Origin of the sequence: Rathayibacter sp. AY1F2 (assembly GCF_002930885.1) — a bacterium.
Taxonomy (GTDB): domain Bacteria; phylum Actinomycetota; class Actinomycetes; order Actinomycetales; family Microbacteriaceae; genus Rathayibacter.
In genome coordinates, this window is sequence record NZ_PSVG01000022.1 from 25300 (window position 1) to 47626 (window position 22327).

A 22327-nucleotide genomic window follows, 5' to 3' on the forward strand; every position below is an offset into this window, starting at 1 on the left:
CACCCACCTCCACTGACGAGGTAGTGAATCTCGACCAGTGGGACCCTGCCGCAATCGATTCCCTGACCACCGGAGGCGACCTTGCAGTCGAAGCCTTCGCGCTAATCTTGCACGCCAACCTCATCGAATGGTGGGATACGGAACGACCGAAAACGTCGACGCGATACTGAACCACTAAACAATGTGACGAATCAAGCATAAGATCCGAGCAGACACCCCCTGCGAGGCGACGGACGGAAAGCAGCTGATTGCTCCGTTGAGCGGCTCTTCACCGGCACGCCGACAGCATCACGGGCCGCCGACCGACTCGACCCTTCCCTCGGCAGCTCCCAGAACCGCGCCACCCCGGGCACGCTGCTTCAACTTCGATCCCATCGCCAACACTCCGACTCACGGTGGTATTGCAACGACCGGCTGAACCCAAGTCCCCCTAACGGACACCTCCGGAGTAGATGAGGACAGCCGCTCCGGCGTCGAGGAGCCTCTCCGGCCCCTGTTCGATGCGCGAGGATTTGGACATGCGTACCGATAGGGAATCGCTCTCCGCGTCGAGCGGGAGCCTCGCGCCCGCAGCGCGAGGCTCCTCTGACCCGGCCCGGCTCGAACGGGCTGCCACCCTCACCGTGCTGCGGGCAGGACACCCCCTTACTGGATTAGGGGTGCCTTGGGCGGGCGCATTCGACGGTAGTGCGGCGCGAGCCTCGGAGGGCTAGTGCGTCGATGCGTCCGGCGTCCGATGAGGGGTCGTTCACCGCACCACTGCGGCGAGCCGGATGCGCTGTGCATGGGTGCGGGCGGCAGTGTCCCGTAAGGCCCGCCCGATGGAATGTCCAGTGAGGGGGTGGCTATCGGGACACTGGGGCGGTGATTCAGAAGGCGATGCTGCGCACTCGAGCCGAGGCGCTCGACGACCTCGAGCGGCAGATGCGTTCCGAGGCTGACTTCGCGGGGGAGCGGATCGTGCGGACGGGGGAACGGCTTCCGGTTGCAGGAGACGAAGACCTTCACGGTCCAGGTGTGGAAGATGCTGTCTAACTGGCGTCTCGTGGTGATGCTGCCGCACCTGCAAATCGAGGGACCCACGGGTACTGCTACTTCGGCGCCGGTCCTGAGAGCGTGGTGTGCGCGGTCGCCGCTGGTCTGCAGTGGGCGGATCCGATGAACACGGCTCCGGCGTGGTTCGACAAGCAGGCGTTCTGCTTGTCGGTTCGGTCCTTGCGGGGTGGACGGACAAGCGAACGGCTGCTGCAGCGCGTGCTGCAACAGCCGTTCGGACTTCTCCGCGGATCTACGGAGCGAGGATGTAGCTCATGCCGGGCACGTCCTTGACCTGGCGGGTGCCCCACTGGCCGGGGCCGGCGACACCGTTGAGCTCGGTGATGTTGATGTAGAGCCCGTCGGGGTGCTGTTCGATGGAGTCGACCCAGGCGACGTGGCCGTACGTCGCATCTGACCCTTGGACTCCGGGCTGGAAGACGACGATGCTACGCGCCTGCGCATCGAGGACGGTCGTCCAACCGGTTGCCGCTGCGGTGTCGGTCCATTCATAGGCGTTGCCCTCGAAGGCCGGGTAGAGGCCCGTCGCCTCGTGGAACTTCTCCTTAGCCCCGTAGGTGCACTGAGTGGGGTCCGGGACGGTGTTGGTCGCTTCAGTAGTGCCGACGGTGCGGCCGCTGTCGGCAGTGACGGCTGCTGTCGCGACGGTGTCGGCTTGCGCGGGGGCGGCGGCGAGCGTCGGGACGCCGAGGGCGAGGGTGACGGCGACGATGCCGCCGAGAATCTTGCTGCGCTGGAACGACCGGCCGTGCTGAGTCGTCTAGCTGGCCGTGGTCTTCGTGGTGTCCATGATGTTTCTCCTTCGATGTTTCTCCGGTTCAACTGGTTCCACCCTCCTCCTCGCCGCGAGCGGTGGCGAGGTTGCACATGGACTACGGAGAGGTTGCACATGGACTACGGAGAGGTTGCACATGGACTACGGAGAGGTTGCGCATCGACCACGGCGAGGTTGCACACCGACTACGGAGGACGTCCAAGAAGCACTCAGCTGCGCCTGCGCGTAATCCGCTACTCCAAAGACGTCATTCCGAGGTACATACAGGCGCATAGGTTGTCTCGCATCCCTATGGATTCGAGACGTCTTATTGGTCAGAGAAGCGGAGCTTCCTCACCTGCGCGCTGGTTTGGAGCAGTGAGTCTCAGAACTAGGTAACGCAACTGTTTCCCGCGACTTTTATCAACTGCACTGGTTGCGAGACGCAGCCCGGCCTTTCTTGTGGAGCGGGCGCCTGCGTTGCCGCGCTCAGGCACCGTGACTGGTGTCGCGGGCGAGTGGCTGAGGTCTTCGACGTCGATCGGACCTACACGCCGCGCGCGCAGCAGCTTGGTTGATCTTGACTGCGATCCTCGTGATGACGCCCGTGCTCCTTGTCGGCGAGCTCTTGTGTGCTTGACCGCGGACGACCGTGTCAGAGCAGCTCGAGCAGCTGCGCCTTCTTGCGGTCATACTCCTCCTGAGTGATGGCACCAGAAGTCAGCAAGCCGTGCAGGGAAGTGATCCGCCGCGCTGCGTCGTGACTCGACTCGTCAAGGGGGCCAACGGTGTCTGCATCGATAGGGTTCCTCTTAAGCGACTCGTCGTCCGTAAGCGTTTCAGGGGTTGCCTCAACGGACGAAGCGCGTCGCTCCACCATGAGCGACTCGACTGTCGCTGCGCCGGTCCTTGCTCGGTGGAGGTCCAACGCGAATACGTACTCGCTACCGTAGGCCGTGATCCTCAGTGCTCCGCCCTGAAGGGAGTCGACGGCGTCCACGGCCTCGATATCGCCGACGGGAATCGACGCCTCGACGTCTCGGTGCGTCCACTCGAGGGCGTCGTCGAAGATAGTCACCGTCGCCTTGTCGCGCTTGTCGCCGAACGGGGACGACCACAGCTTCTGATGCGAGGTCACGTTTTGGGCATCGGCGTCCACGGCTGACGAAGAGGGTTCCCCTGTTGCGGTAGCCGACGCACTCCCGCTTCCTGCGAGTGACACCGCTCGCCGGATCGCCGTATCGAGCCGGCCCCGTACAAGTCCGAGCTCTCCCTGGGAAGTAGGGTCCGTCACTCCGGTGAGCGAGTTGGTCGTCGTGGCGCCGGAGATGGTAGCTACGGCGCCGGATCTTTCGCCGGTGACGGACACCGAGAGGTTGCCGTCCCAATGCCGGTACAAGCTCTTCGCCCGCAACAAGACGAAGCCGGACGTCGAATCGGCGTTCTGCACCGACAAGCGGCACTGCGCCGCTGCCGTCAGCACCGCCCGGAAGACCAACTCCTCTGACGCCCCCGGGAAAGAGATGCGTCCGTTGCTCAGCGCCGAGGAGAAGAAGCCCATTTCTCGATGGTGCCGCTGATCGGCACTCAGCGCCACTGCTCTACCTCGCATACTGCCCCGAGCCGTCGTGCAGAGACTCCTGTCGGGGACGAGGTGATCACGGGCGTCTCGTGCAGAGAGCAATCTGGGACGAGCGGCCGCTCACAACGCCTTCAAATAATGAGGAATACGCATTGATTGCGCGCGGTAAGTTTCGCTCGCTGCTGCCGCAGCCTGTCCTGCTGGGGCTGGCAACAGGCAACGCCGGAACTTCGAGGTGCCGCCAGGCTAGAAGCTGTCGCTCCTGACGAGGAGCTACAGGGGTTGGCGCCGTGGTGACCTCGGCGCACCTCATCGCGAAACATGGTGCAAGACTCACCGCCCTTAGATGCCAGGCCCTTCGGCTCTGGCGCTAGTTGGCGGCGACGGTTGCAGCAACTCGAAGGTAGGCGTACACGGTCTCCCGGCTGATGCCGTACTCCTTCGCCAGCGTCGTCTTCGGCACCCCGGCGGCGGCACGTTCCCGTAGCTCGGCAGTCTGGGCCGGCGAGAGTGAGCGGGCACGTCCGCGGTAAGCGCCGCGCTGCTTAGCGAGGGCGATACCCTCGCGTTGGCGCTCTCGGATGAGTTCGCGCTCGAACTCCGCGAACGCGCCCATCATGTTCAGAAGCAGGTTCGCCATCGCACTGTCCTCTCCCGTGAAGGTCAGCTGCTCCTTGACGAACTCGACCCGGACCCGCTTGTCCGTCAGCCGGCGCACTAGCCGACGCAGGTCCTCGAGGTTCCTCGCAAGCCGGTCCATCGAATGCACGAGCACCGTGTCCCCGTCGCGGACGAACCCAATCATCTCTTCGAGCTGCGGACGGTTCACGTCCTTCCCGGAAGCCTTGTCCTCGAACATTCGATCCAGGATCACGCCGTCGAGCTGACGGAGCGTGCTCTGATCCAGCGTGCTCACCCGCACGTACCCGACTCGCTGACCCGTCATGCCGCCTCCGACCCCTATTTGTCCAGTTGAAGTCTAAGAGTTTCAAGGACGAGTGTCAGAAAAAACCGAGAGCGACCCTAGTCGGACGTGGTTCGCGGATCTGTCTGACGTCTAGTTGAGGTGTACCCCAGCTGGACGTGGTCGCGGTCATTCGAGTGCCGTCGGTGCAGAGGCGTCGGAGGTCCTTGATCGTGGTTCAGCGGGGGTTGGATGCGGGGAGCTGAGCTACTCGCTCACTCGAGTCCATTCCCCGTTCTTTAATGTGTGGCGGAACCAGCCGGCGATCGTCTCGGCCTCGTCCGGGTCCTCGAGATCGTAAGTCGGGTATTCGTACGCCAGCACATCCGTGCCCTCGAGGCGCGGGGAGTCGGTCCCGTCGTCGTAGATCTTGGCGTAGACGTCGCCCTCGGAGGAGGAGAGACTGCCGCCGGAGAAAGGCGTCCCGATCAGAACGGGAGTCGCGCCGCTGAGGTCGAGCGCCAGCACCGTCGACATGATCGACGCGCGCCCGGCGCAGCACAGCGCGGCCGGCGTGCCCGTGCACTGGACGACAAGAACGGCGTCGTCTCTGCCGTCCCCGGTGAGATCCGTGGTGCCGACGAGCCGCGTTGCGAGGATGCCCGTCCCACTCTGGCCGTCGTCGAAGTTCTCGCCCTGACCGTCGGACAACTGGATGGGCCGGGACCCTTCCCACTGGGTGCACGCACCGGCGGGGATGAGCAGCTCGCCGACGACGTCCTCGATCGGCCCACGGCTGTCGACGTCGTCGACGACGTATCCGATCATGGCGTTCACGAGTTGCTGCGTGCGCATCAAAGACCCGTGGTAGCACGGCGAATTGCCGCCTTCCATTAGGTCACGACCGACTTCGTCGACCGTTTTCAGCTTCATGTCCCGCAGGAACTGCTCTCCGAGGCTGTGCACTGCGCTGATTGTGTAGCGGCAGCGGGCGCTGTCCCGAGTCGTCGCGCGTGCTGTGGCCGATTCGTGGCCGACGACGACGTCCCCGACGCGGACATCCTCTGTCTGGAGGGGAAGACCGAGGAAGCCCATCCGCGGCATTGTCAGCGTCGTGTCGCCGTAGAGCGCGTGCACGGGCAATTCGGTCGGCCATGGTTTCAACAGACTGAGCTCCGTCGACCCAGTTCGAAGCGCCCGCCCAGCATCTGATTCGAAGGCGCTCGCTTGCGCGGGTAGCCAATCGCACGGGGTCCCGGTGTTCAGTGAGGTGGTCGTCGCGGAACCGCAACTGCTAAGTGCGCTCCGCAGCAGCGCCGAGAAGGCGCGGCTGGCGGTGGCATTGATCGACCCGCCCGAGCCTCCCGCGGAGACGGAACGAGCGATGTCGGATCCGGTGTTCGGCGTTCCGAAGGTGATGACCTGGCTCAGGTCCTTGAGCAGGCCAGGATCCTGGGCCAGTGCTTGGCGCACAGCGAGGCCACCCATGGAGTGCGCGACGACGATCACCTTCTGGCCGGAGTTCTGAGCCAGGCACCGGATCGAGTTCGCGAGCGGTGCCGCGATCTGATCGGACGTGACCCACTGCGCCGACGCGTCGTGATAATCGAAGGTGTAGACGTCGGTATCCCCGAGGTACTGCAGGACGCCGACCACGGTCCGAGAGGATGGGGTGATCGATTCGCCGATCGTGCCGAGGTCGGCCGTGCGCGAGAAGTTGCCGAGCGGCTTTGAGAGGTGTGCTGAGTTCCCGGTCCACCCGTGGACCATCAGCACCGGGACGACTCGGCCCGATTCCGGATCTGGTCTCGCCTCGCCGTCGGCTTCGTAGTCGCTGATCCAGACGTTTGCCTGCTCGAGCCCTCGGGGCGCACAGCCGGCGGAGAGATTCGGGTACGAGTTCTCGGTCGGCGAGGCGACGGCGGGCGGCGTGGCGACGACGAACGCTGCGAGCAGCAGCATGACCAGAGCGACTCGAATGCGTCTCACTGCTGCAACTCGCTCTCGATCGTGCCGTCCAGCTTCCAGACGCCGTTCTCGACGACCATGAATGCGAGGTAGGCCCTCGGGTCCGACTCTCCGGGCACCGTCGTCGACATCGCGATCGTGCCTGCCTGATCGTCGGTCGCCACCCAGGTGGAAGAGTCAACGTCGATTGTCGCGCCCGGTGGCACGGCGACGTCCGGTGCGGCCTGAACAGCGGGGCGCAGAGCCTCGGATGCCCCCGCGACAGGATCCTCCGGCAGTGCTCGCAAAGCATCCGCAACGGCTTCTGCTGTCGGGTCGGTCACATCGGGTGATTGAGTCGGCGTCGCGCTGCTCTCGGGGGCGCTGGCCGACGATCCCGGGCCCGACCGCCACTGGAAGGGATCCACCACGAAGGTCGCGCCTGCGCCGATCAGCACGATCGCTCCGATCGTGACCGCGAGGGTGCGGGCCTTCACGCTCGGCACCGCATAGTCGAGACAGGTGCAGAGGTGTGGTGGATGACCTCGTCGAGCCCGAAAAGGGTCAGACGCGGTCCAGGCGTCGAGTGCGATGCGGACGCACCGGCCGTGCGTGATCGCATGCGGTCATTATGTCGACGGGATTCCCGGAGGCACAATGTCGAGTTCGTGCGGCGAGACATCACGTCCTGTGTCTGTGGTCACCAGCGCCGTGCTGTCAGAGCTCGATCTCCGCGATCCGCTGTGCAGAGGGCCCGCTCGTCCCCCCAGCCCAACCGTGTCAGCACCGCGGGCCTACTCGCACAGCGATCCCGCGCGCCATGATCCGGCATCTGCGCCTGCCTACCGATGCGGATGGGGATCCGGTCGCCCAGGTCACGCGTGACTTGGGCGTGTCGCGAGCGACGTTCTACCGCCGCTCCCGCGCGCGCGTCGACGCGGGCCGAGGAGCACTCGGAGCCAGCGACTAGGGCCCGGAGGCTGCGGTCATACCGTCAGTTTCGCAAGTCGTTCTCCGATGCGGGTTCCGTCGCGGTGTTCCTTCGGGCACAGGTTGAGCCAACGCTGGAGGACAGCGATCTCTTCGTCGCGGCGTCCGAGCTTGCGGTAGATAATGGCGGCTTGCTCGGTGTACCAGGGTGCCGGTTCGCGGCCGTCGCGGGAGCCTTCTGCTCCGGCGATCGCTGCTGTGCACAGGACGAGAGCTTCGTCGAGTCGTCCTTCGCGCTTGAGCTGTTTGATCGGCTCGACCAGCTCCAGATAGTGCACTCCGTTCACCATCCCGCGCTGGAAGTCCTTCGCTCGCGCTCCTCCGCCGGCGAGGGCCTCTTTAACCATGGTTCGGGAGGACTGGTGGTGCGCGGCGGCTTTCGCTGGTGATGACAGGGGGGTCGGTTCGATGCGGACCACTGCCACCGCGCGGGTCCGTCGCCCAGCCATGCCCATGCCTCGGCTCGCAGGCCGGTGGGCAGAAGTTCGGTGAAGATCTGCACTTCGACGACTTCTGACCCGTCCTCGCTCAGCTCGAGCTCCTGCGCGATAAAGCTGGGGAGGTAGCCGATGCGCTCGCCCTCGACATGCACTCCTACGGCGAACGGGTCTGCTCTGTTGTCGGGCTCTCGTTGCAGGGAACCGGACGTCTCGATGTAGCCGCCTTCGGCGGCGTGATGACGTGATGCCAGCGCCGTGATCGCCTCGCGGGCGAAGGTCGTCGTTCCCGTCAGCTGCACCACGCCAAGCTCGATCGTGGTGCTGAGGTTCACGCGAAGTTGAACGCGGTGCGCGAACGGGGACGCGGCGCTCGGCTCCTCCTTCGACGTGGCGTCGTTGGTGCGAGGAGCGGTCCGGCCCAGCAGCCTGTCGAGGAAACCCATACCCGGCATCATCGGGCAAAAAATCCCGAATCTGTACTGCGGCCGAGGTCCCGCTGTCCACCTGTGTGCAGGCCAGCCCCAGCGAGAGCTGGGCTGTGCACAGGTGGTCAGGGGGCGTCCGCCTCGGACGCTGACGCACGCCACGCAAAGAAGGGGAGCATCCAGTCGGATGCTCCCCTTCACTCTTGCCCTGGGCTCAGGCCGTCGCCTCCCGTGCCGCTGCCACTTCGGTGTAGAGCGGGGGCTGGTTGTCGTCCTCGAACATGCCGACCGGTGGCGGCGTGTAGGGCAGCGGATCTCCGACGTCGTTCTCGTCGCGGGAGTCCGCGAACGGCCCGTCCATCGAGAGGAGCACGTTCATGTGCGGGTCGCAGTGGTTGACCCACCAGGTGCTCGGCCCGTCCGTCTCGTCTCGCCGTGCGGCCTCCCACGCCCGCCACAGGGCCTCGATGCGCTGCACCGCCGCCTCGCTTTCCCACCAGGCCGCTTTCCAGCGCATGCCGCCCCCGGAGCCATACGCAATCACCCGGCGGCGGTAGGTGCTGATGAGCTGCTTGCGCACGAACTCATCCGCGGACCCGTAGTGCGTCGTTACTGCCTCCTCGCCTGGCGCCGGAGCGTGCTCTGCGGTGGGTGCGGAGTCCTCGCCGCCGAACGGGTCGAAGTCGTCTGCGGTCATGCTTCCTCGATAACGGCGGTAGTGACGAGGGGCGGCGTCGTCGGTGCGGGCTTGCCCGCTTTGTGGTTCGCGATGGAGGCGTTGATCGACTCCACCAGCGCCTTGGGTCCGTCGAACCAGGGGACGGTGCGCAGAATCGCGGCACGGTTACCGGAGGACATCATCACCGCGCGCCCGATCTTGCGGCCCTTCCTCGGTGTGGGGAGGTTCGCCAGCTCCGCGACGTCGAGGATCAGTTCGCGCTTCAACGCGCTCGTGGTCGAGCGCACACCCTTGTTCATGCTCGCGGAGGTCGTCTCCCGGTCGTAGGTGCCGATCAGGTCGGACACCATGCGCAGGACCCTGAACCGACCCCTTGACAGCACGGTGCTCGGAGCTGAGTGACGCGATGCGCTCACACGCACCGCTCGAGCAAAGGCTCGCTCCCTCCTCCCTCCGCCGTCACACCCAACTAGGAGGTACCACAGGGGCTCGCGGGTATGTAAACGCCCAGCCCCCATGCCCGTCGGCCACCCTTCCCGGCCACAGGGCCACGCCGCCGGGCCTGCGAAGCCCCGCGTTACCTCTTCTAGCGTTCCATAGCGGAACGCAATGAAGTCACTGCCTCGAAGGTAAGTTTCGGCTGGCTGGTATGAATTGCTTGCCCGACCCATTTGATGCCATTCTCATCAGCCTTGATAGACGCGGTTCCAACGGGTTCCGAAAGCTCTTGGGCTGTATCCATACCATGAAGTAGTGCGGCTTCCACTCCTTCGGACGTGAGAAGCTGTTCATGCCACCCGAAAACGTTGGAGGGTCCTCTTCGATATCTATAGAGGATGAAGGCGTCATTAGGTTCCTGTGCCCAGCAGTGAATAAGTTCGATATCACCAGCACGATCTTGCTTTAGGAAGACACGCACTCCTCGCAGGAAGGCGTCGGCTGTATGTTCCGCTTGTGTCATTGCCTAACTCCTTCTAATCGTCAGTAGCAGAGGAGAAGAGTAGATTTCTTCTCCTCTGCTACTGACCGAACTTACTCCGTGAACATGATCTCCGGCAGGGGCGCGTAGTCGAACGCGACCTCGGTCACGTCGCTTGCGATCTCTGCCTTCAGCTCCTCGATCTCCGGCGACGCGAGGATCTCGGCCTGCTTCGCTTGTTCGTCCGCCGTGAGCCCTTCCTCCGCAGGCGTGCTCGACCGGCTGTACGGGTTGTCGACACCTGGGTGGTTGATCGAGTACGTCACCCAGTCGGCGCAGCGAGCTTCGCCGCCCTGTTTGCAGTAGAGGGTCTGCATGCCCATCTTTCCGCCGACGGGCCATCCGTAGTACAGGTCGTACGACCGGGGATTGTAGATGCCCAGCAACTCGACCTGCTCGCGGAGCACGCACCTGCCGTCGACGCAGTCGTAGTTGCCCGCGTAGGCCTTCAGGTTGTAATTGCCGTTCCCCTGCAGCGTGCTGTTCGTGGAAGCCATCACCTTCTTCATTGCGTTGGTGCTCCAGATGTTGTGCTTGTGGAAGACCTTGTCGAAGCCCCACCCGCGCTCGATGTCTGCATCGTAGAAGCCGCGCCGGATCGGGAAACTCCCATGCGTACTGCTCGACACCGTCGCGAAGGTGTCTGTACTGGGGTAGCCGGCGGGCGGTTGTGCTGCCATCGCCGGTCCCGTAGAGACCAGTCCGATTCCGGTGGCTGCGATGCCCGCAATAAGCAGGCTTGCAGCGAAGGAACGGAAACGCTTCATGCGATCCACCTTTAGCTTCTTGTCTCTACTCTCATTGGCACTTCTGAATTCCCTCAATGGCATATCGAACGGCCTTTCATCTGTAGCGTTTTTTCAGATGCGGATTGATCTCCGCGTTTGAAGAAGGCTTGCAGCGAAGTCAGGAACGGTCAAGAGCGGAGCTTCAAGTGGCGGGATAAGTGGCGCGTTCGTGAGCGAGGAGTCTTACTCGGATCTTCGTGAATTCGGCTCTACTTCTTTCTCTCCTCCGCTTTCGCTTGCTTCAGCGCCCTCGGTTGGCGTGGCCGGAAGGGTGGCGGCCAGCGCGCTGGTGAGATCACTTCGGGGGCCGCCCGCAATGCGACTCTCGTTGGCGGCACACTCCGATCGACCATATGAGTATGTGTCACGTTCCAGGCGTGTGGTGAGAGGACGAAAGGTATGACAGGAGCGAAAAATCGCAGCACACCAGTGAAACCACTCCAAGATCGAGCTCATCGAACGCGAGCCGCGATCGTCGCGGCGGCACGCGAAGTCGTCATCGAGGTGGGTAGAGATCGGGCGACAACCGCCAAGGTGGCGGCTCGCGCCAGCGTCGGCATCGGCACTCTCTACCGGTATTTCGTCGATTTCGCGGATGTGCTCGAGGCTGTTTATGCAGAGGATCCGATCTACGATAGACATCAAGCGGTACTGAGAGCTGCGCACAAGGCGACCGACTCGGAGAGCGCCGAGACCGTCGCGGTGGAAGCTCTTCAAGAACTCATAAAGGAACTCAGGGCTGAGTCGCTTCTCGAAGCCGAGCTGCGTCTTTACACCTGATCTCGGGATCGTGCGAGCAACCCGCGGTGTCCGCTCGCATCGCAGAAGGCCTTCGTTTGTTCAGCGAGCGCACGCATCGGATGCCTCGCCACGAGGGACCATCAGCGCTCGCCGCCCGACCGCTCCCCGAACTCCACGAGCTTCGCGAACAGGTCCTCGATCAGCCAGCGGGTGTCGAACGCCTCGCAGACCCGGATCGTGTACGGCCCGGAGTCGGGCAGGAGCTCGCCGTCCGCGGAGAACCGCGGTGCGCGGCGCTCCCGCCAGCGTCCGCCGGCGGGGTTCATCGCGGCGCCGATCGCCGGGCTGTCACCCAGCGACCGGAAGTCGAGCGGCCCGTACGGGATGGTCTCGTTGAACGCGATCAGCTGGTCCACCAGGTAGTCCCCGAGCGGGCTCGTGCCGCGCAGCCGGGTCCGCAGCTCGGCGTGTCCGACTCCGACTCCGGAGTACACGGGCATCGGGATCTGCCAGAGGGCGATGCCCGACTCGAGCACCAGATTCGCGGCGTCGACGTCGTTGATCAGATTGAACTCGGGGCTGTAGGCGGGGATCTCGTCGTAGGGCGGGCCGCCGACCCAGACGACCACGATGTCGCGGGAGGCGATCGACGGCTCGAGCAGCAGGGCGGCGGCGACGTCGGTCAGCGGCCCGAGCACGGCGATCCACAGGCGGCCCTCGTCGCGCAGCGCCTCGGCCACGATCAGGCGGGCGCCGTCCGACGCCTCGGCGGGCAGGGCCGACTCGGCGCCGTCGACGACGGTCACCGTCGCTCCCGCCAACTCCACGATGCGGTCGATCTCGGCGCGCGACTCCGGCATGCTCCCCGGCCGGCCGAAGTGCGCCGCGACCAGACCGCGGACGTCGAGGGTCTCGGTCAGCAGCGCCTGGATGATCGCGAACTGGTCGTCGGCCTCGTTCGCCGCGTCGGTGCTGACGATCAGGCGGTGCGGGGGAGGCGGGGTCATGCGGACTCGCGCTGCACGAGGGTCGTCGCGAGGATCGGCTGCCGGTCGACCGGGCGGCCCTGCACGACGGCGACGACGGTCTCGGCGGCGACGCGGCCCATGTCCTCGAGGGGCTGCCGGATGGTCGTGAGGGTCGGATCCGAGGTGGTCGCGATGACGACGTCGTCGAAGCCGATGACGGAGACGTCGGCGGGGACGCGGCGGCCGGACGCCTGCAGGACGCGGATCGCGCCGTTGGCCATCAGATCGGAGGAGGCGAAGACGCCGTCGAGGTCGGGGTGGCGCTGCAGGAGGCGGGCCATCGCGGCGGAACCGCTCTCGAGGGTGAACTCGCCGTGCACGATCGGGCTGGAGTCGAGGCCGAGCTCGGTCAGCTCGTCGCGCCAGCCGCGGATGCGGTCGCGGGCGGGCTCCATGTCGTGCGGGCCGGCGATGATGCCCAGGCGCCGGCGGCCGGAGTCGGCGAGCGCGCGGGCGGCGAGGCGGCCGCCTCCATAGTTGTCGGAGTCGATGACGATCGCGTCCTCGGGCAGGGCGACGCGAGGGCGGCCGACCCAGGCGATCGGCACGGGGGAGTCGGCCAGCGCCTGGGCGAGGTGGGTGATCTCGTGCTGGAGGATCACGATCGCGCCGTCGACGGCCCGCGAGCGGAGGAAGCGGGGGATGCGGTCGCTGTCGTCGTGGTCGGCGGGCAGCAGCACGGGCTGCACCTCGCCGGCGTAGAGGCCCTTCGCGGCGCCCTTCAGCACCGAGGTGAAGAACGTCCCGGTGAGGCTGTCGAGCTCGTTGAAGGCGACGATCAGGGCGATGGCCCCGGCCCGCCCGCCGCGGAGCATCCGGGCGGCGCTGTTCGCCTCGTAGCCGAGGGACTTCGCGGCGCGCTCGACCGCGGCGGTCATCCGGACGTCGACATTGGTGCCGCCTGCGAGCACACGGGCGGCGGTGGCGCGCGAGACGCCCGCGGCCTGGGCGACGTCCACCAGCGTGGGTCGAGTCATGCTGCTTCCTTCTGCGAGGGGAGGTTCCGGCTTCCGCGCCTCCCCGCGGAGCACGGTGGGGAGAGCGTCGGAGTGAAGACTCGCACGGGGCGGCGGGCGGCCGTCCGGAACTGCTCGATTTGCGAAACTTCCCTTTGATACTAGGCGGAGATCGTTATCTCGCGGAGACCGGTTCTCGCTTGCATCGTGCTCGCGGGCGGGTTAGGTTGGCCGCCAAGAGATCGTTCTCTGAGGCCCGCCCTCACCGAAACCCTGCGAATCCCCAACGAAGAGGAATTGTCGTGAAAAGAAGCCTGACGGCCGTAGCCGCAGCAGCAGCAGTAGTCGCGCTCACCCTGACCGGGTGCTCGTCCGGAGGGGGAGGAGGCGCCTCGGACGACCCGAACGCCGAAGCCACCTTCTGGTCCTTCACCGGCATCAACGCCAAGGACAGCGTCGACGAGTACCTCGCGAAGATGCCCGACGCGAAGATCAAGCTCTCCGAGGTCGGCAGCACGACCGAGACCGCCACCGCCCTCACCGCGGCCCTCGCCGGCGGCAAGGTGCCCGACCTGGTCATGATCCAGAACGACGACCTGCCCCAGTTCGTCGCCAACAGCTCGAACTTCCTCGACCTGCGCACCCTCGGCGGCGACGACGTCGCCTCCACCTACCTCCCGTGGGCCGCCTCCGCCGCGACCGCCGACGACGGCTCCGTCGTGGGCGTCCCGACCGACGTCGGCGGACTGGGCTTCGCCTACCGCGCCGACCTCTTCGAGCAGGCCGGCCTGCCGACCGAGCCCGACCAGGTCGCCGAGCTCTGGAAGGACTGGCCGTCCTTCATCGAGACCGGCAAGAAGTACACCGAGGCGACCGGCAAGCCGTTCGTCGACAACATCGAGACCAGCGTCTTCTTCTCGACCGTCAATCAGGTCTCGGAGAAGTACTACTCGCCCGACGGCGAGCTGGTCTACGACACCAACCCGCAGGTGAAGGACGCGTTCCAGGTCGCCGTGGACACCAAGGACGCCGGCATCAGCGCCGGCATCGCCGCCTGGTCCTCGGGCTGGGCCCCGGGCCGCGCGAACGGCGCCTTCGCCGTGACGATCGCCCCCTCGTGGATCCTCGCCGGCATCAAGACCGACGCCCCCGACACCGCCGGCAACTGGCGCGTCACCAGCGTCCCCGGCATCGGCGGCAACTGGGGCGGCAGCGTCATCGCCATCCCCGCCCGCGCCGAGCACCCCGAGGCCGCCTGGCAGTACATCAAGACGATGATGTCGGCCGAGGGCCAGACCGACCACTTCAAGGCCTCGGGCACGCTGCCCGCCGCCACCGAGGCGGTCGCCAGCGAAGAAGTCCAGTCGTACACCGACCCGTTCTTCGGCGACTCGAAGATCGGCGAGGTCATGGCGACCTCCGTCGAGCAGTTCCCGTCCTTCTACAACGGACCGGACACCACCCCGATCAACGGGGCGCTCCTCAACACCCTCGTCGAGCTGGAGGCCGGCAACGTGACCTCCGACAAGGCGTGGTCGACCGCACTCGACACGGCCAAGCAGGCCATCGGCGGCTGATCGCCCCACCCACCCGAGCGGCCCGGCGCCTCGCGCGCCGGGCCCCTCCCCCCTTTCTCGACGGAGGTACTCCCGTGTCAACGGTGACAGCAGCACCACCCCGCAAGCAGCGCAAGCAGCCCAGCGCGCCGGTCCAGAAGGCCGCGCGGATCCGCAACTCCCTCTCGGAGCGGATCGCCCCCTACGCGTACGTCGCGCCCTTCTTCATCATCTTCATCGTCTTCGGGCTCTTCCCGCTCCTGTTCACGTTCTACGTCTCGCTCTTCGACTGGAACCCGATCGGCGAGCAGACCTTCGTCGGCATCGCGAACTTCCAGCAGCTCTTCGCCGACTCCCGGTTCTGGAACGCGCTGGTCAACACCTTCGGCATCTTCATCATCTCGACGGTGCCCCAGCTGCTGTTCGCCCTCTTCCTCGCGCACCTGCTGAACCACGCCCGCCTCCGCTGGGCGAACTTCTTCCGCATGGCGCTGCTGGTGCCGTACATCACCTCCGTCGCGGCGACCGCGATCGTGTTCGCGCAGATCTTCGACAAGAACTTCGGCCTGATCAACTGGTTCCTCGGCATCTTCGGACTGCCGTCGATCAACTTCCTCGCCACGAACTACGGCTCCTGGATCGTCATCTCGACGATGGTCTTCTGGCGCTGGTTCGGCTACAACACGCTTCTCTACCTGGCGGGCCTGCAGTCGCTGCCCCGCGAGATGTTCGAGGCGGCCTCCGTCGACGGCGCGTCCAGCTGGCAGCAGTTCCGCCACCTGACGATCCCGGCGCTGCGCCCGATCATCGTCTTCACCGTGATCATGTCGACCATCGGCGGTCTGCAGATCTTCACGGAGGCGCTCCTGGTGGCTCCCGAATCGGGCCTCACCTGCGGCGCCGGCCGGCAGTGCCAGACGCTGGCGCTCTTCCTCTACGAGCAGGGCTTCGGCCAGTTCAAGTTCGGCTACGGATCCGCCATCGGCGTCGTGCTGTTCGTGATCGTGGTCCTCGTCTCCCTCCTCAACTTCTACCTCTCCACCCGCACCCGGAAGGAGGCCGTCTGATGTCGGATGTGATCGACCAGGCCGTCCCGCAGACGCTGGCCCCCACGGTCCAGAAGGCACAGCTGCCGAAGCGGCGCGGGAAGGGCGGCGGAGTCGGCTGGCCGACCTACGTCTTCCTCGTGATCGCGGTGCTCGTCTCGATCTTCCCGCTCTACTACATGTTCGTCGTCGCGTCGGTCGGAGCGACCGCCGTCACGTCGATCCCGCCGCGCCTGTACCCGGGCACGAACTTCATGGCGATCGCCGAGAAGGTGTTCGACACCGTCCCGTTCATCGCCTCGATGCTGAACAGCCTCATCGTGTCGCTGAGCATCGCCGTCATCTCGGCGATCCTCTGCGCGATGGCCGGCTTCGCCTTCGCGAAGCTGCAGTTCCCGGGCCGCAACGTGCTGTTCCTCATCGTGCTGCTGACCATGACGGTGCCGGCGCAGCTGAGCATCATCCCGCAGTACCTGATCGTCTCGGCGCTCGACTGGGTCGACACCCTCCAGGCGATCATCGTGCCGGGCCTGGCCAGCGCCTTCGGCATCTTCTGGATGCGGCAGCACATGTCCACGACGGTCAGCGACGAGCTGATCCAGGCGGCCCGCATCGACGGCGCCAACTCGTGGCAGCTGTTCTGGCGCATCGCCTTCCCGGTGGTCCGCCCCGCGGCGTTCGTCCTCGGGCTGATCACGTTCACCGCCGTCTGGAACGACTTCATGTGGCCGTTCATCGTCCTCAAGTCGCCGGAGCTGTTCACGGTGCAGATCGCGCTGAAGCAGCTGCAGGCCAACCGCTCGATCGACGTCGCCCTGGCGATGGGCGGATCGTTCATGGCCACCCTCCCGCTGCTGATCGCGTTCTTCTTCGTCGGCCGCCGGATGGTGTCCGGGATCATGGACGGGGCGTTCAAGGGCTGATGCACGACGCTTCCCCAGCACTGCCCGGGACGGACGCCGCGCGTCCTCCCGGGCGGGACTGGCGGGACCGCGCTCTGCCTCCGGCCGAGCGCGCCCGCCTCCTGACCCAGGAACTCACCCTCGAGGAGAAGGCGGCGCAGCTCGGCTCCGTCTGGCTCACCGACTCCGCCGACGACTTCGCCCCGAAGCTCGACGACGGGCCCGCCGCGGGCGACGACCTCTTCACCGGCGGCCTCGGCCAGCTGACCCGCGTGTTCGGCACCGAGCCGGTCACCGTCCCCGAGGGCGTCCGCCGGCTCCGCGAGCTGCAGGAGCGCGTGGTCGCCGGCAGCCGCCTCGGCATCCCGGCCATCGCGCACGAGGAGTGCCTCACCGGGCTGGCCGCGTACGGCGCGACCGCGTTCCCCACTCCGCTCGCCTGGGCGGCGACCTTCCATGAGGAGCTCGTGGGCGAGATGGCGGAGGCGATCGGCTCGGACATGCGCGCCCTCGGCATCCACCAGGGCCTCGCCCCGGTCGTCGACGTCGTGAAGGACTACCGCTGGGGCCGCGTCGAGGAGACCCTCGGCGAGGACCCGTACCTGGTCTCGCAGCTCGGCGCCGCCTACGTCGCGGGGCTGGAGGGGACCGGCGTCGTCGCGACGCTGAAGCACTTCGCCGGGTACGCCGCCTCCCGCGGCGCCCGCAACCACGGACCCGTGAGCATGGGGCCGCGCGAGCTCGCCGACACGGTGCTGCCTCCGTTCGAGGCCGCCCTGCGGCACGGCGGCGCCCGCAGCGTGATGACCTCGTACACCGACATCGACGGCGTGCCCAGCAGCGCCAGCAGGCACCTGCTGACGACGCTGCTCCGCGACCGCTGGGGCTTCGAGGGCACGGTCGTCGCCGACTACTGGGCGGTGCCGTTCCTCCAGGCCATGCACCACGTCGCGGTCGACGCGGCCGACGCGGGGCGCCTGGCGCTGCACGCCGGGGTCGACGTCGAGCTGCCGCAGACGGCGGCGTACGGCGAGCTGCCGCGCCTGATCCGCGAGGGCGTCGTCGACGAGGCCGACCTCGACCGCTCCGTGGCCAGGCACCTCCGCCACAAGTTCGAGGCGGGCCTGCTCGACGGCGGCCCGCTGGTGCCCGAGGGAGCCGAGGACGTCGACCTCGACAGCGCCCGCAACCGCGCGATCTCGTCGCGGATCGCGGAGGAGTCGGTCGTGCTGCTGCGCGACGAGGACGTCGCGCAGCTGCTGTCCTCCGGCTCGCTCGCCGTCGTGGGACCGGCCGCGGACCAGTTCCGCAGCCTGGTCGGCTGCTACGCGTTCCCCAACCACGTGCTCTCCAAGCACCCCGGCCACGACCTCGGGCTGTCGATCCCGACGGTGCTGACGGCGCTGCAGGAGGAGTTCGGAGCGTCGCGCGTGCGCTTCGCGGAGGGCGGCTCGATCACCTCCGCGTCGACCGACGGCGTGCAGGAGGCGGTGGACCTCGTCCGCGGCTCCGATGCGGCGGTCGTCGTGGTCGGCGACATCGCCGGGCTCTTCGGCGACGGCACCTCGGGCGAGGGCTGCGACGCGGCCGACCTCCGCCTCCCCGGAGCGCAGGAGCCGCTGGTGACGGCCGTGCTCGAGACCGGCGTGCCCACCGTGGTGGTCGTCCTCTCGGGCCGGCCCTACGCGCTCGGGGCGTTCGGAGCGGCGCGCGGACTCGTGCAGGCGTTCTTCCCGGGAGCGGACGGGGCGGCTGCGGTCGCCGGCGTGCTCTCGGGCCGCGTGGCTCCGACCGGGCGGCTGCCCGTGCAGATCCCACGGCTCCCGTCCGCGTCGACCACGTACCTGCAGCCGTCGCTCGGGCTCTCGAACCCCGGGATCACGGCGCTGGACGCGACTCCGCTCTACCCGTTCGGCTACGGGCTGACCCGCGGCGCGCTGACGTATACGGAGCTGGCGACGGCGGCGGAGCTGCCGGTCGGCGGATCGCTCGACGTGGCGGTATCGCTCCGGAACGACGGCGCCGACACGGTCGAGGTGGTGCAGCTCTACGCGGGCTACCCGACCTCGGCGGTGGTGCGGCCGGTCGCGCAGCTCATCGGCTTCGCGCGCGTGCCGATCGCGGCGGGCGAGACGCTGACGGTGCACTTCCACGTCGACGCGGCCCGGCTCGCCGTGACGGGGGAGGACGGCCGGCTCGCCGTGGACCCGGGGCCGCTGCGGCTGACGGCCGGCGCCTCGGCGGCGGACGCGGCGGTGACGGCGGAGGTGTCGATCACGGGGGAGCGGCGGTTCCTCGCCGAGCGGGCGCTGCGGACCCCCTGGTCGGTGGCGCGAGGCTGAGCGGTCGGCGCCTCAGGGGGGAGGCGCCGGCCGCTCGCGGGGGCGGGCCGGTGGTGCCGGCTCGAGTCCGCGGAAGTCGCGGTGCTCGAGCGCGGGACCTGCGACTTCACACGGGGATGGGTCCGTAGGCGCCCTCAGGGGCGGGTAACGCCCAGTTGCGGAAGGATCTTGAGCGGTCCGACACACCTTCCGGGCGCAGATGGTCTAGGAGACGTGCATGAGTTACGATGAGGCTGTTCCTTCCGGGTGGTGTCCGGTGGGTACGCCGAAGGCCCGGTTGGTATCCGGTTCTTCAAAACAACTGCTTCACACCCGTTAGCCCTGGTAAGCAGAGGGTGGGAAGCGTGAGCTTGAAGGCCCGTCGCGAAAGCGGCGGGCCTTATGCGTTAAGTGGCGGTGCTGGGAGAAGCCTCCTCAGGAGTGATCGGCAGCTCGTTGTCGCGGGGGAGTGGCTCCCACCAGGTGGGAACGCCCTGCTCCGTCAGCTCAACGCGCTCGATCATGCGCGTAAGCACTACAGCGCTAGACACGTTCGCGTTTCGTGCGATCGCGTTCAGGCGCTCCTTGATCGGACGCTCAACCTCGTAGCCAAGGGCTACAGGGTCCTTCCGTGAACCACGGGGGAGTCGACGCGCTGCCATGCGGCCATGTTCACGTAGACATAGGGTTAAGTGACGGACGCTACCGCGTGTCGCCACTTTCAAGCCGAGGATGAGGGTTCACCGCTAGAACCTCCTCGGTTGAAGCCCTCGCGGCCTTCGACTTGCGCGATTCAAACACGCGCAGTCCGTGTGCGAATTCGATGCGTCGCGCGGCCTGCTGGGATCGCCAGTTGTCTCGCCAGGTGCTCACCTTGGTGGCGTCCATGCGCACCAGGTTGACGACGATGTGGACGTGGTCGTTTCCATTGCGGGACAGTCCGTGGCGGATCGCGACCCAGCGGCAGGACCCGGGACCGGTCGTGTCCCAGTACAAGTCGGGCGCTTCAAAGTCGTAGGGGAGTGTTGCTCCGTCGTCGAGACCCATCTGCTTCACGAAGTCCGCAGTGACGTACGCCCACTTGTCGTCGGTCAGTTCGCCCTCGTTGGGGTGCAGAGACAGGGTGCAGTGCCACACATGCGCGGGCTTGGTTCCCACTTTGACCTTGCGGCGCAGGTCCTCGTCCCACTCCATGACCGGCATCGTCACCGCGACGTCAAAGAAGCGGCTGTGATCGTCCAACGTCCGCGCGATCCGACGGGCGTTCTCGACATCGAGTTCCTCGTCCGTGTACAGGGCCGTGATGTCGGGGGAGCCGGCGATCCGTCGCGGGTGAGATTGTTCGTCGTAGCAGCCAGGACCCACCAGATGCACGAGCAAATCGGTCATGTAGCCGCTGCGGGAGATGTGGGGGATCACCATCACCACGCTATCCAGCAGGGTGGCGGTGGGCGAGGTCAGATGGCGAGTGAGCCGTACCCGCGTGCCACGCTGGCGGGATCGTGCTCGAACGCGTCCCCGAACGCCTGCGTTTCCGAGCGGTTGCTGATGAGGTCGAGGGCGACGAGTTCTCGCTTGGATTCGTCGGTCATGTCGCCTGGTTCGTCCTCCCACTCGCGCAAAACGTTCCCGTCAGCATCGAGGATGCGCCACAACGCCCAGTGCCCGGCGTAGATACCGGTCATCCGCTTCCAGTCAGCTGTCACGGCGGTGGGCCATGCGAATGCGGTCGCGATCCGGATGAGGGTGCGCCCAGCGTCGTTTGTGGCGGCGATGTCGCCGTTGGCAGCTGCGATCTGCACATCGGCTTGTGCGTTCAGGAGTTCCAGGGATTGGTCCCACAGGTCGATGACTGCGACGTCCTGGTGACGGAAGTTCTCCGGGAGGGGGTATCTGTCAGTCACGGTCCGTGCCTCTCGATTTTTTGCTGACGTGTCGATGTGTCGCGGTGCAGTGCGTGTAGGGGAGTGCACCCGTCAGGGTGCAGAAAGAGACAACTCCGCGCGATGTGAGGGACCCCAGCAAGCGCGTGCAGAGAGTCAGGGGAGGAGCGGTCAGCAGAGCCAACTTGCGCGGGTCGGCACGCTCGTAGGACGCCACGGGAGCATGGGCAACGAACAACCCACTGCGCTCAAGCGGGGTGAACGCAGCGGCATGGTGCCCGAGCGCAGCGACCAACACCTAGGAGAGAGCTAGTGCCCACCCTGGGTCCCGAGCTGAAGCGGACGGCTCAGGATGCGAGCTGTTGAACGCGTTGCTTAGACAATCCGAGCACGACTCCTGCTTCGGTCTGGCTCATGTGCGTCTCAGCCAGCAATGCGCGCACGGCATCACGGCGGAGCGCTGCCGCCCGCTCCTCAGCATCTTCCGCTTGCGCGCGCAGTGCTTCCGCTTCACGCCAAGTCGAGGCAACGGTGGCAGGCAACTCGTAGGTGAGGTTCACACTCACCTGATCTGGTTCGACGTTTAAAAGCGCAGCGACCAGTTCAGTTGCCATGAACTGAACTTCTTTGATGGAACGCGCCTGTGTAACAGCGTCCAAAGCAGGCACCGCGATCATCCACCAGCGTCCCTCGCGGGTCACAATGGCCTCGAAGCTGCGCTGGCTGGTCCGTGTCTGTTCCGTCGTCGTCATGGTGGGGTCCTTCCCTGCGTCGATGCGGAGTACGTCTCCGCGGTGTTCACTGCTGCGATCGAGCCGGCGGGCCTACCGCCAGCTCTCCGGGCTTCCCGGCTGAGCCTTGATGACCTGGCGAACCACACCTGGCGACACCTTGCCGTGCCGTGGGATCGCAAGTACATGCAAGCCGTCAGGAGAGCCCCACACGTTGTGCGGGCCGCGCTCTCGAAGCAGCTGCCACCCGGACCCTTCAAGGAACTTTTCGACATCGCGCTGCTTCACTTCCTTGACCATGAGGATAGACTACCCCCCATGGTCAGTCAAGTCCAGGGGGGCTAGTCAATTCGTTGCGGCTGCTCAGAGAGGGCGGCGTCCTCCACACGCAGACGCCGCTTGGTCGCCACGGCGCGTTCGAAGCAAGGCAGGGACGAGTCGCACGAAGACGGCGGCACTAGCCAAGCGGTACAGGTTCACGCAACCGTCACAGTTTGACGACCCGGGGCACCAGAAGCGGGGCGTACCTACATTGTTGCTACTGAGCGCTCAGCGCTCGGCGACGACTTCCAGCGCTGTCGACACCACCACTGAGTCGGACCGAGGAGATGACCAGGTG

The 22327-nt window shown here is 66.4% G+C and carries 22 protein-coding genes; 5 read left to right on the plus strand and 17 right to left on the minus strand.

The window, feature by feature from the left end; translation table 11 throughout:
• Nucleotides 1-1288: 1288 nt before the first annotated feature.
• From C5C54_RS18550 to C5C54_RS14655, 11 genes are all read right to left on the minus strand, one after another.
• Nucleotides 1289-1780: a CHAP domain-containing protein gene (locus C5C54_RS18550; protein ID WP_104288661.1), complete on the minus strand. Its 492-nt coding sequence runs from the start codon at nucleotides 1778-1780 to the stop codon at nucleotides 1289-1291.
• A 685-nt stretch (nucleotides 1781-2465) separates the two neighbouring features.
• Nucleotides 2466-3371 carry an SHOCT domain-containing protein gene (locus tag C5C54_RS17700; RefSeq protein WP_104340279.1) on the minus strand — a complete coding sequence of 302 codons (906 nt, stop codon included), beginning with the start codon at nucleotides 3369-3371 and terminating at the stop codon, nucleotides 2466-2468.
• A 391-nt stretch (nucleotides 3372-3762) separates the two neighbouring features.
• Nucleotides 3763-4338, minus strand: coding sequence for a recombinase family protein (locus C5C54_RS14625; RefSeq protein ID WP_104256138.1), 576 nt, complete (start codon nucleotides 4336-4338; stop codon nucleotides 3763-3765).
• Nucleotides 4339-4563: 225 nt separating this feature from the next.
• The gene (locus C5C54_RS14630; RefSeq protein ID WP_104288642.1) at nucleotides 4564-6258 is read right to left on the minus strand and encodes a triacylglycerol lipase; all 1695 of its coding nucleotides are present in this window, start codon (nucleotides 6256-6258) and stop codon (nucleotides 4564-4566) included.
• Nucleotides 6259-6281: 23 nt separating this feature from the next.
• Complete coding sequence (locus C5C54_RS14635; RefSeq protein WP_146078862.1) at nucleotides 6282-6740, minus strand: hypothetical protein; 459 nt, start codon at nucleotides 6738-6740, stop codon at nucleotides 6282-6284.
• Between the two features lie 489 nt (nucleotides 6741-7229).
• On the minus strand, nucleotides 7230-7523 hold the full coding sequence (locus tag C5C54_RS17705; RefSeq protein ID WP_146078863.1) for a hypothetical protein: 294 nt from the start codon (nucleotides 7521-7523) through the stop codon (nucleotides 7230-7232).
• A complete protein-coding gene (locus C5C54_RS14640) occupies nucleotides 7517-8116 on the minus strand; it encodes an HIRAN domain-containing protein (RefSeq protein WP_104288644.1) in 600 nt (199 codons plus the stop codon). The genes C5C54_RS17705 and C5C54_RS14640 overlap by 7 nt, the downstream gene beginning before the upstream one ends.
• 196 nt (nucleotides 8117-8312) lie before the next feature.
• Entirely contained in the window at nucleotides 8313-8795 is a 483-nt protein-coding gene (locus C5C54_RS14645) for a DUF4913 domain-containing protein (RefSeq protein WP_104288645.1), read from the minus strand.
• On the minus strand, nucleotides 8792-9127 hold the full coding sequence (locus C5C54_RS14650) for a hypothetical protein (protein WP_104256133.1): 336 nt from the start codon (nucleotides 9125-9127) through the stop codon (nucleotides 8792-8794). The genes C5C54_RS14645 and C5C54_RS14650 overlap by 4 nt, the downstream gene beginning before the upstream one ends.
• Nucleotides 9128-9363: 236 nt before the next feature.
• Complete coding sequence (locus C5C54_RS17710; RefSeq protein ID WP_146078864.1) at nucleotides 9364-9738, minus strand: hypothetical protein; 375 nt, start codon at nucleotides 9736-9738, stop codon at nucleotides 9364-9366.
• 71 nt (nucleotides 9739-9809) lie between these two features.
• Nucleotides 9810-10532, minus strand: coding sequence for a hypothetical protein (locus C5C54_RS14655; RefSeq protein WP_146078865.1), 723 nt, complete (start codon nucleotides 10530-10532; stop codon nucleotides 9810-9812).
• A 411-nt stretch (nucleotides 10533-10943) separates the two neighbouring features.
• On the opposite strand from C5C54_RS14655, the gene C5C54_RS14660 reads away from it, so the two are divergent.
• A complete protein-coding gene (locus C5C54_RS14660) occupies nucleotides 10944-11324 on the plus strand; it encodes a TetR/AcrR family transcriptional regulator (protein WP_104288647.1) in 381 nt (126 codons plus the stop codon).
• Between the two features lie 101 nt (nucleotides 11325-11425).
• Here C5C54_RS14660 and C5C54_RS14665 read toward each other — a convergent pair whose 3' ends face one another.
• Both C5C54_RS14665 and C5C54_RS14670 read right to left on the minus strand, forming a co-directional pair.
• Nucleotides 11426-12292 carry a nucleoside hydrolase gene (locus tag C5C54_RS14665; protein ID WP_104288648.1) on the minus strand — a complete coding sequence of 289 codons (867 nt, stop codon included), beginning with the start codon at nucleotides 12290-12292 and terminating at the stop codon, nucleotides 11426-11428.
• A complete protein-coding gene (locus tag C5C54_RS14670; protein ID WP_104261720.1) occupies nucleotides 12289-13290 on the minus strand; it encodes a LacI family DNA-binding transcriptional regulator in 1002 nt (333 codons plus the stop codon). The genes C5C54_RS14665 and C5C54_RS14670 overlap by 4 nt, the downstream gene beginning before the upstream one ends.
• 281 nt (nucleotides 13291-13571) lie before the next feature.
• On the opposite strand from C5C54_RS14670, the gene C5C54_RS14675 reads away from it, so the two are divergent.
• The 4 genes from C5C54_RS14675 to C5C54_RS14690 all read left to right on the plus strand — a co-directional run bounded on the left by C5C54_RS14675 (nucleotide 13572) and on the right by C5C54_RS14690 (nucleotide 19115).
• The gene (locus C5C54_RS14675; protein WP_104226495.1) at nucleotides 13572-14846 is read left to right on the plus strand and encodes an extracellular solute-binding protein; all 1275 of its coding nucleotides are present in this window, start codon (nucleotides 13572-13574) and stop codon (nucleotides 14844-14846) included.
• Between the two features lie 83 nt (nucleotides 14847-14929).
• Nucleotides 14930-15892: a carbohydrate ABC transporter permease gene (locus tag C5C54_RS14680; protein WP_104224677.1), complete on the plus strand. Its 963-nt coding sequence runs from the start codon at nucleotides 14930-14932 to the stop codon at nucleotides 15890-15892.
• Nucleotides 15892-16794 (plus strand): carbohydrate ABC transporter permease, encoded by a 903-nt coding sequence (locus C5C54_RS14685; RefSeq protein ID WP_104224678.1) that lies wholly within the window; start codon nucleotides 15892-15894, stop codon nucleotides 16792-16794. Before C5C54_RS14680 ends, C5C54_RS14685 begins: the two co-directional genes overlap by 1 nt.
• Nucleotides 16794-19115 (plus strand): glycoside hydrolase family 3 N-terminal domain-containing protein, encoded by a 2322-nt coding sequence (locus C5C54_RS14690; RefSeq protein ID WP_104288649.1) that lies wholly within the window; start codon nucleotides 16794-16796, stop codon nucleotides 19113-19115. Before C5C54_RS14685 ends, C5C54_RS14690 begins: the two co-directional genes overlap by 1 nt.
• 681 nt (nucleotides 19116-19796) lie before the next feature.
• On the opposite strand, the gene C5C54_RS14700 is transcribed toward C5C54_RS14690, so the two are convergent.
• The 4 genes from C5C54_RS14700 to C5C54_RS14715 all read right to left on the minus strand — a co-directional run bounded on the left by C5C54_RS14700 (nucleotide 19797) and on the right by C5C54_RS14715 (nucleotide 22008).
• Nucleotides 19797-20513 carry a relaxase/mobilization nuclease domain-containing protein gene (locus C5C54_RS14700; RefSeq protein WP_181127904.1) on the minus strand — a complete coding sequence of 239 codons (717 nt, stop codon included), beginning with the start codon at nucleotides 20511-20513 and terminating at the stop codon, nucleotides 19797-19799.
• 38 nt (nucleotides 20514-20551) lie between these two features.
• On the minus strand, nucleotides 20552-20998 hold the full coding sequence (locus C5C54_RS14705) for a hypothetical protein (protein ID WP_104288652.1): 447 nt from the start codon (nucleotides 20996-20998) through the stop codon (nucleotides 20552-20554).
• 326 nt (nucleotides 20999-21324) lie between these two features.
• Nucleotides 21325-21729: an antitoxin HicB gene (locus C5C54_RS14710; protein ID WP_104288653.1), complete on the minus strand. Its 405-nt coding sequence runs from the start codon at nucleotides 21727-21729 to the stop codon at nucleotides 21325-21327.
• Between the two features lie 72 nt (nucleotides 21730-21801).
• Nucleotides 21802-22008, minus strand: a complete 207-nt coding sequence (locus tag C5C54_RS14715) for a type II toxin-antitoxin system HicA family toxin (RefSeq protein WP_104288654.1) — start codon at nucleotides 22006-22008, stop codon at nucleotides 21802-21804.
• Nucleotides 22009-22327: the final 319 nt, after the last annotated feature.

What these genes read in the sequence shown, in the direction of transcription:
- C5C54_RS17700 (WP_104340279.1), bottom strand. Translation starts at nt 3,371, where the DNA reads ATGGGCTTCTTCTCCTCGGCGCTGAGCAACGGACGCATCTCTTTCCCG.
- C5C54_RS14625 (WP_104256138.1), bottom strand. Translation starts at nt 4,338, where the DNA reads ATGACGGGTCAGCGAGTCGGGTACGTGCGGGTGAGCACGCTGGATCAG.
- C5C54_RS14630 (WP_104288642.1), bottom strand. Translation starts at nt 6,258, where the DNA reads ATGCTGCTGCTCGCAGCGTTCGTCGTCGCCACGCCGCCCGCCGTCGCC.
- C5C54_RS17705 (WP_146078863.1), bottom strand. Translation starts at nt 7,523, where the DNA reads ATGGTGAACGGAGTGCACTATCTGGAGCTGGTCGAGCCGATCAAACAG.
- C5C54_RS14640 (WP_104288644.1), bottom strand. Translation starts at nt 8,116, where the DNA reads ATGGGTTTCCTCGACAGGCTGCTGGGCCGGACCGCTCCTCGCACCAAC.
- C5C54_RS14645 (WP_104288645.1), bottom strand. Translation starts at nt 8,795, where the DNA reads ATGACCGCAGACGACTTCGACCCGTTCGGCGGCGAGGACTCCGCACCC.
- C5C54_RS14650 (WP_104256133.1), bottom strand. Translation starts at nt 9,127, where the DNA reads ATGGTGTCCGACCTGATCGGCACCTACGACCGGGAGACGACCTCCGCG.
- C5C54_RS17710 (WP_146078864.1), bottom strand. Translation starts at nt 9,738, where the DNA reads ATGACACAAGCGGAACATACAGCCGACGCCTTCCTGCGAGGAGTGCGT.
- C5C54_RS14660 (WP_104288647.1), top strand. Translation starts at nt 10,944, where the DNA reads ATGACAGGAGCGAAAAATCGCAGCACACCAGTGAAACCACTCCAAGAT.
- C5C54_RS14665 (WP_104288648.1), bottom strand. Translation starts at nt 12,292, where the DNA reads ATGACCCCGCCTCCCCCGCACCGCCTGATCGTCAGCACCGACGCGGCG.
- C5C54_RS14670 (WP_104261720.1), bottom strand. Translation starts at nt 13,290, where the DNA reads ATGACTCGACCCACGCTGGTGGACGTCGCCCAGGCCGCGGGCGTCTCG.
- C5C54_RS14685 (WP_104224678.1), top strand. Translation starts at nt 15,892, where the DNA reads ATGTCGGATGTGATCGACCAGGCCGTCCCGCAGACGCTGGCCCCCACG.
- C5C54_RS14690 (WP_104288649.1), top strand. Translation starts at nt 16,794, where the DNA reads ATGCACGACGCTTCCCCAGCACTGCCCGGGACGGACGCCGCGCGTCCT.
- C5C54_RS14710 (WP_104288653.1), bottom strand. Translation starts at nt 21,729, where the DNA reads ATGACGACGACGGAACAGACACGGACCAGCCAGCGCAGCTTCGAGGCC.
- C5C54_RS14715 (WP_104288654.1), bottom strand. Translation starts at nt 22,008, where the DNA reads ATGGTCAAGGAAGTGAAGCAGCGCGATGTCGAAAAGTTCCTTGAAGGG.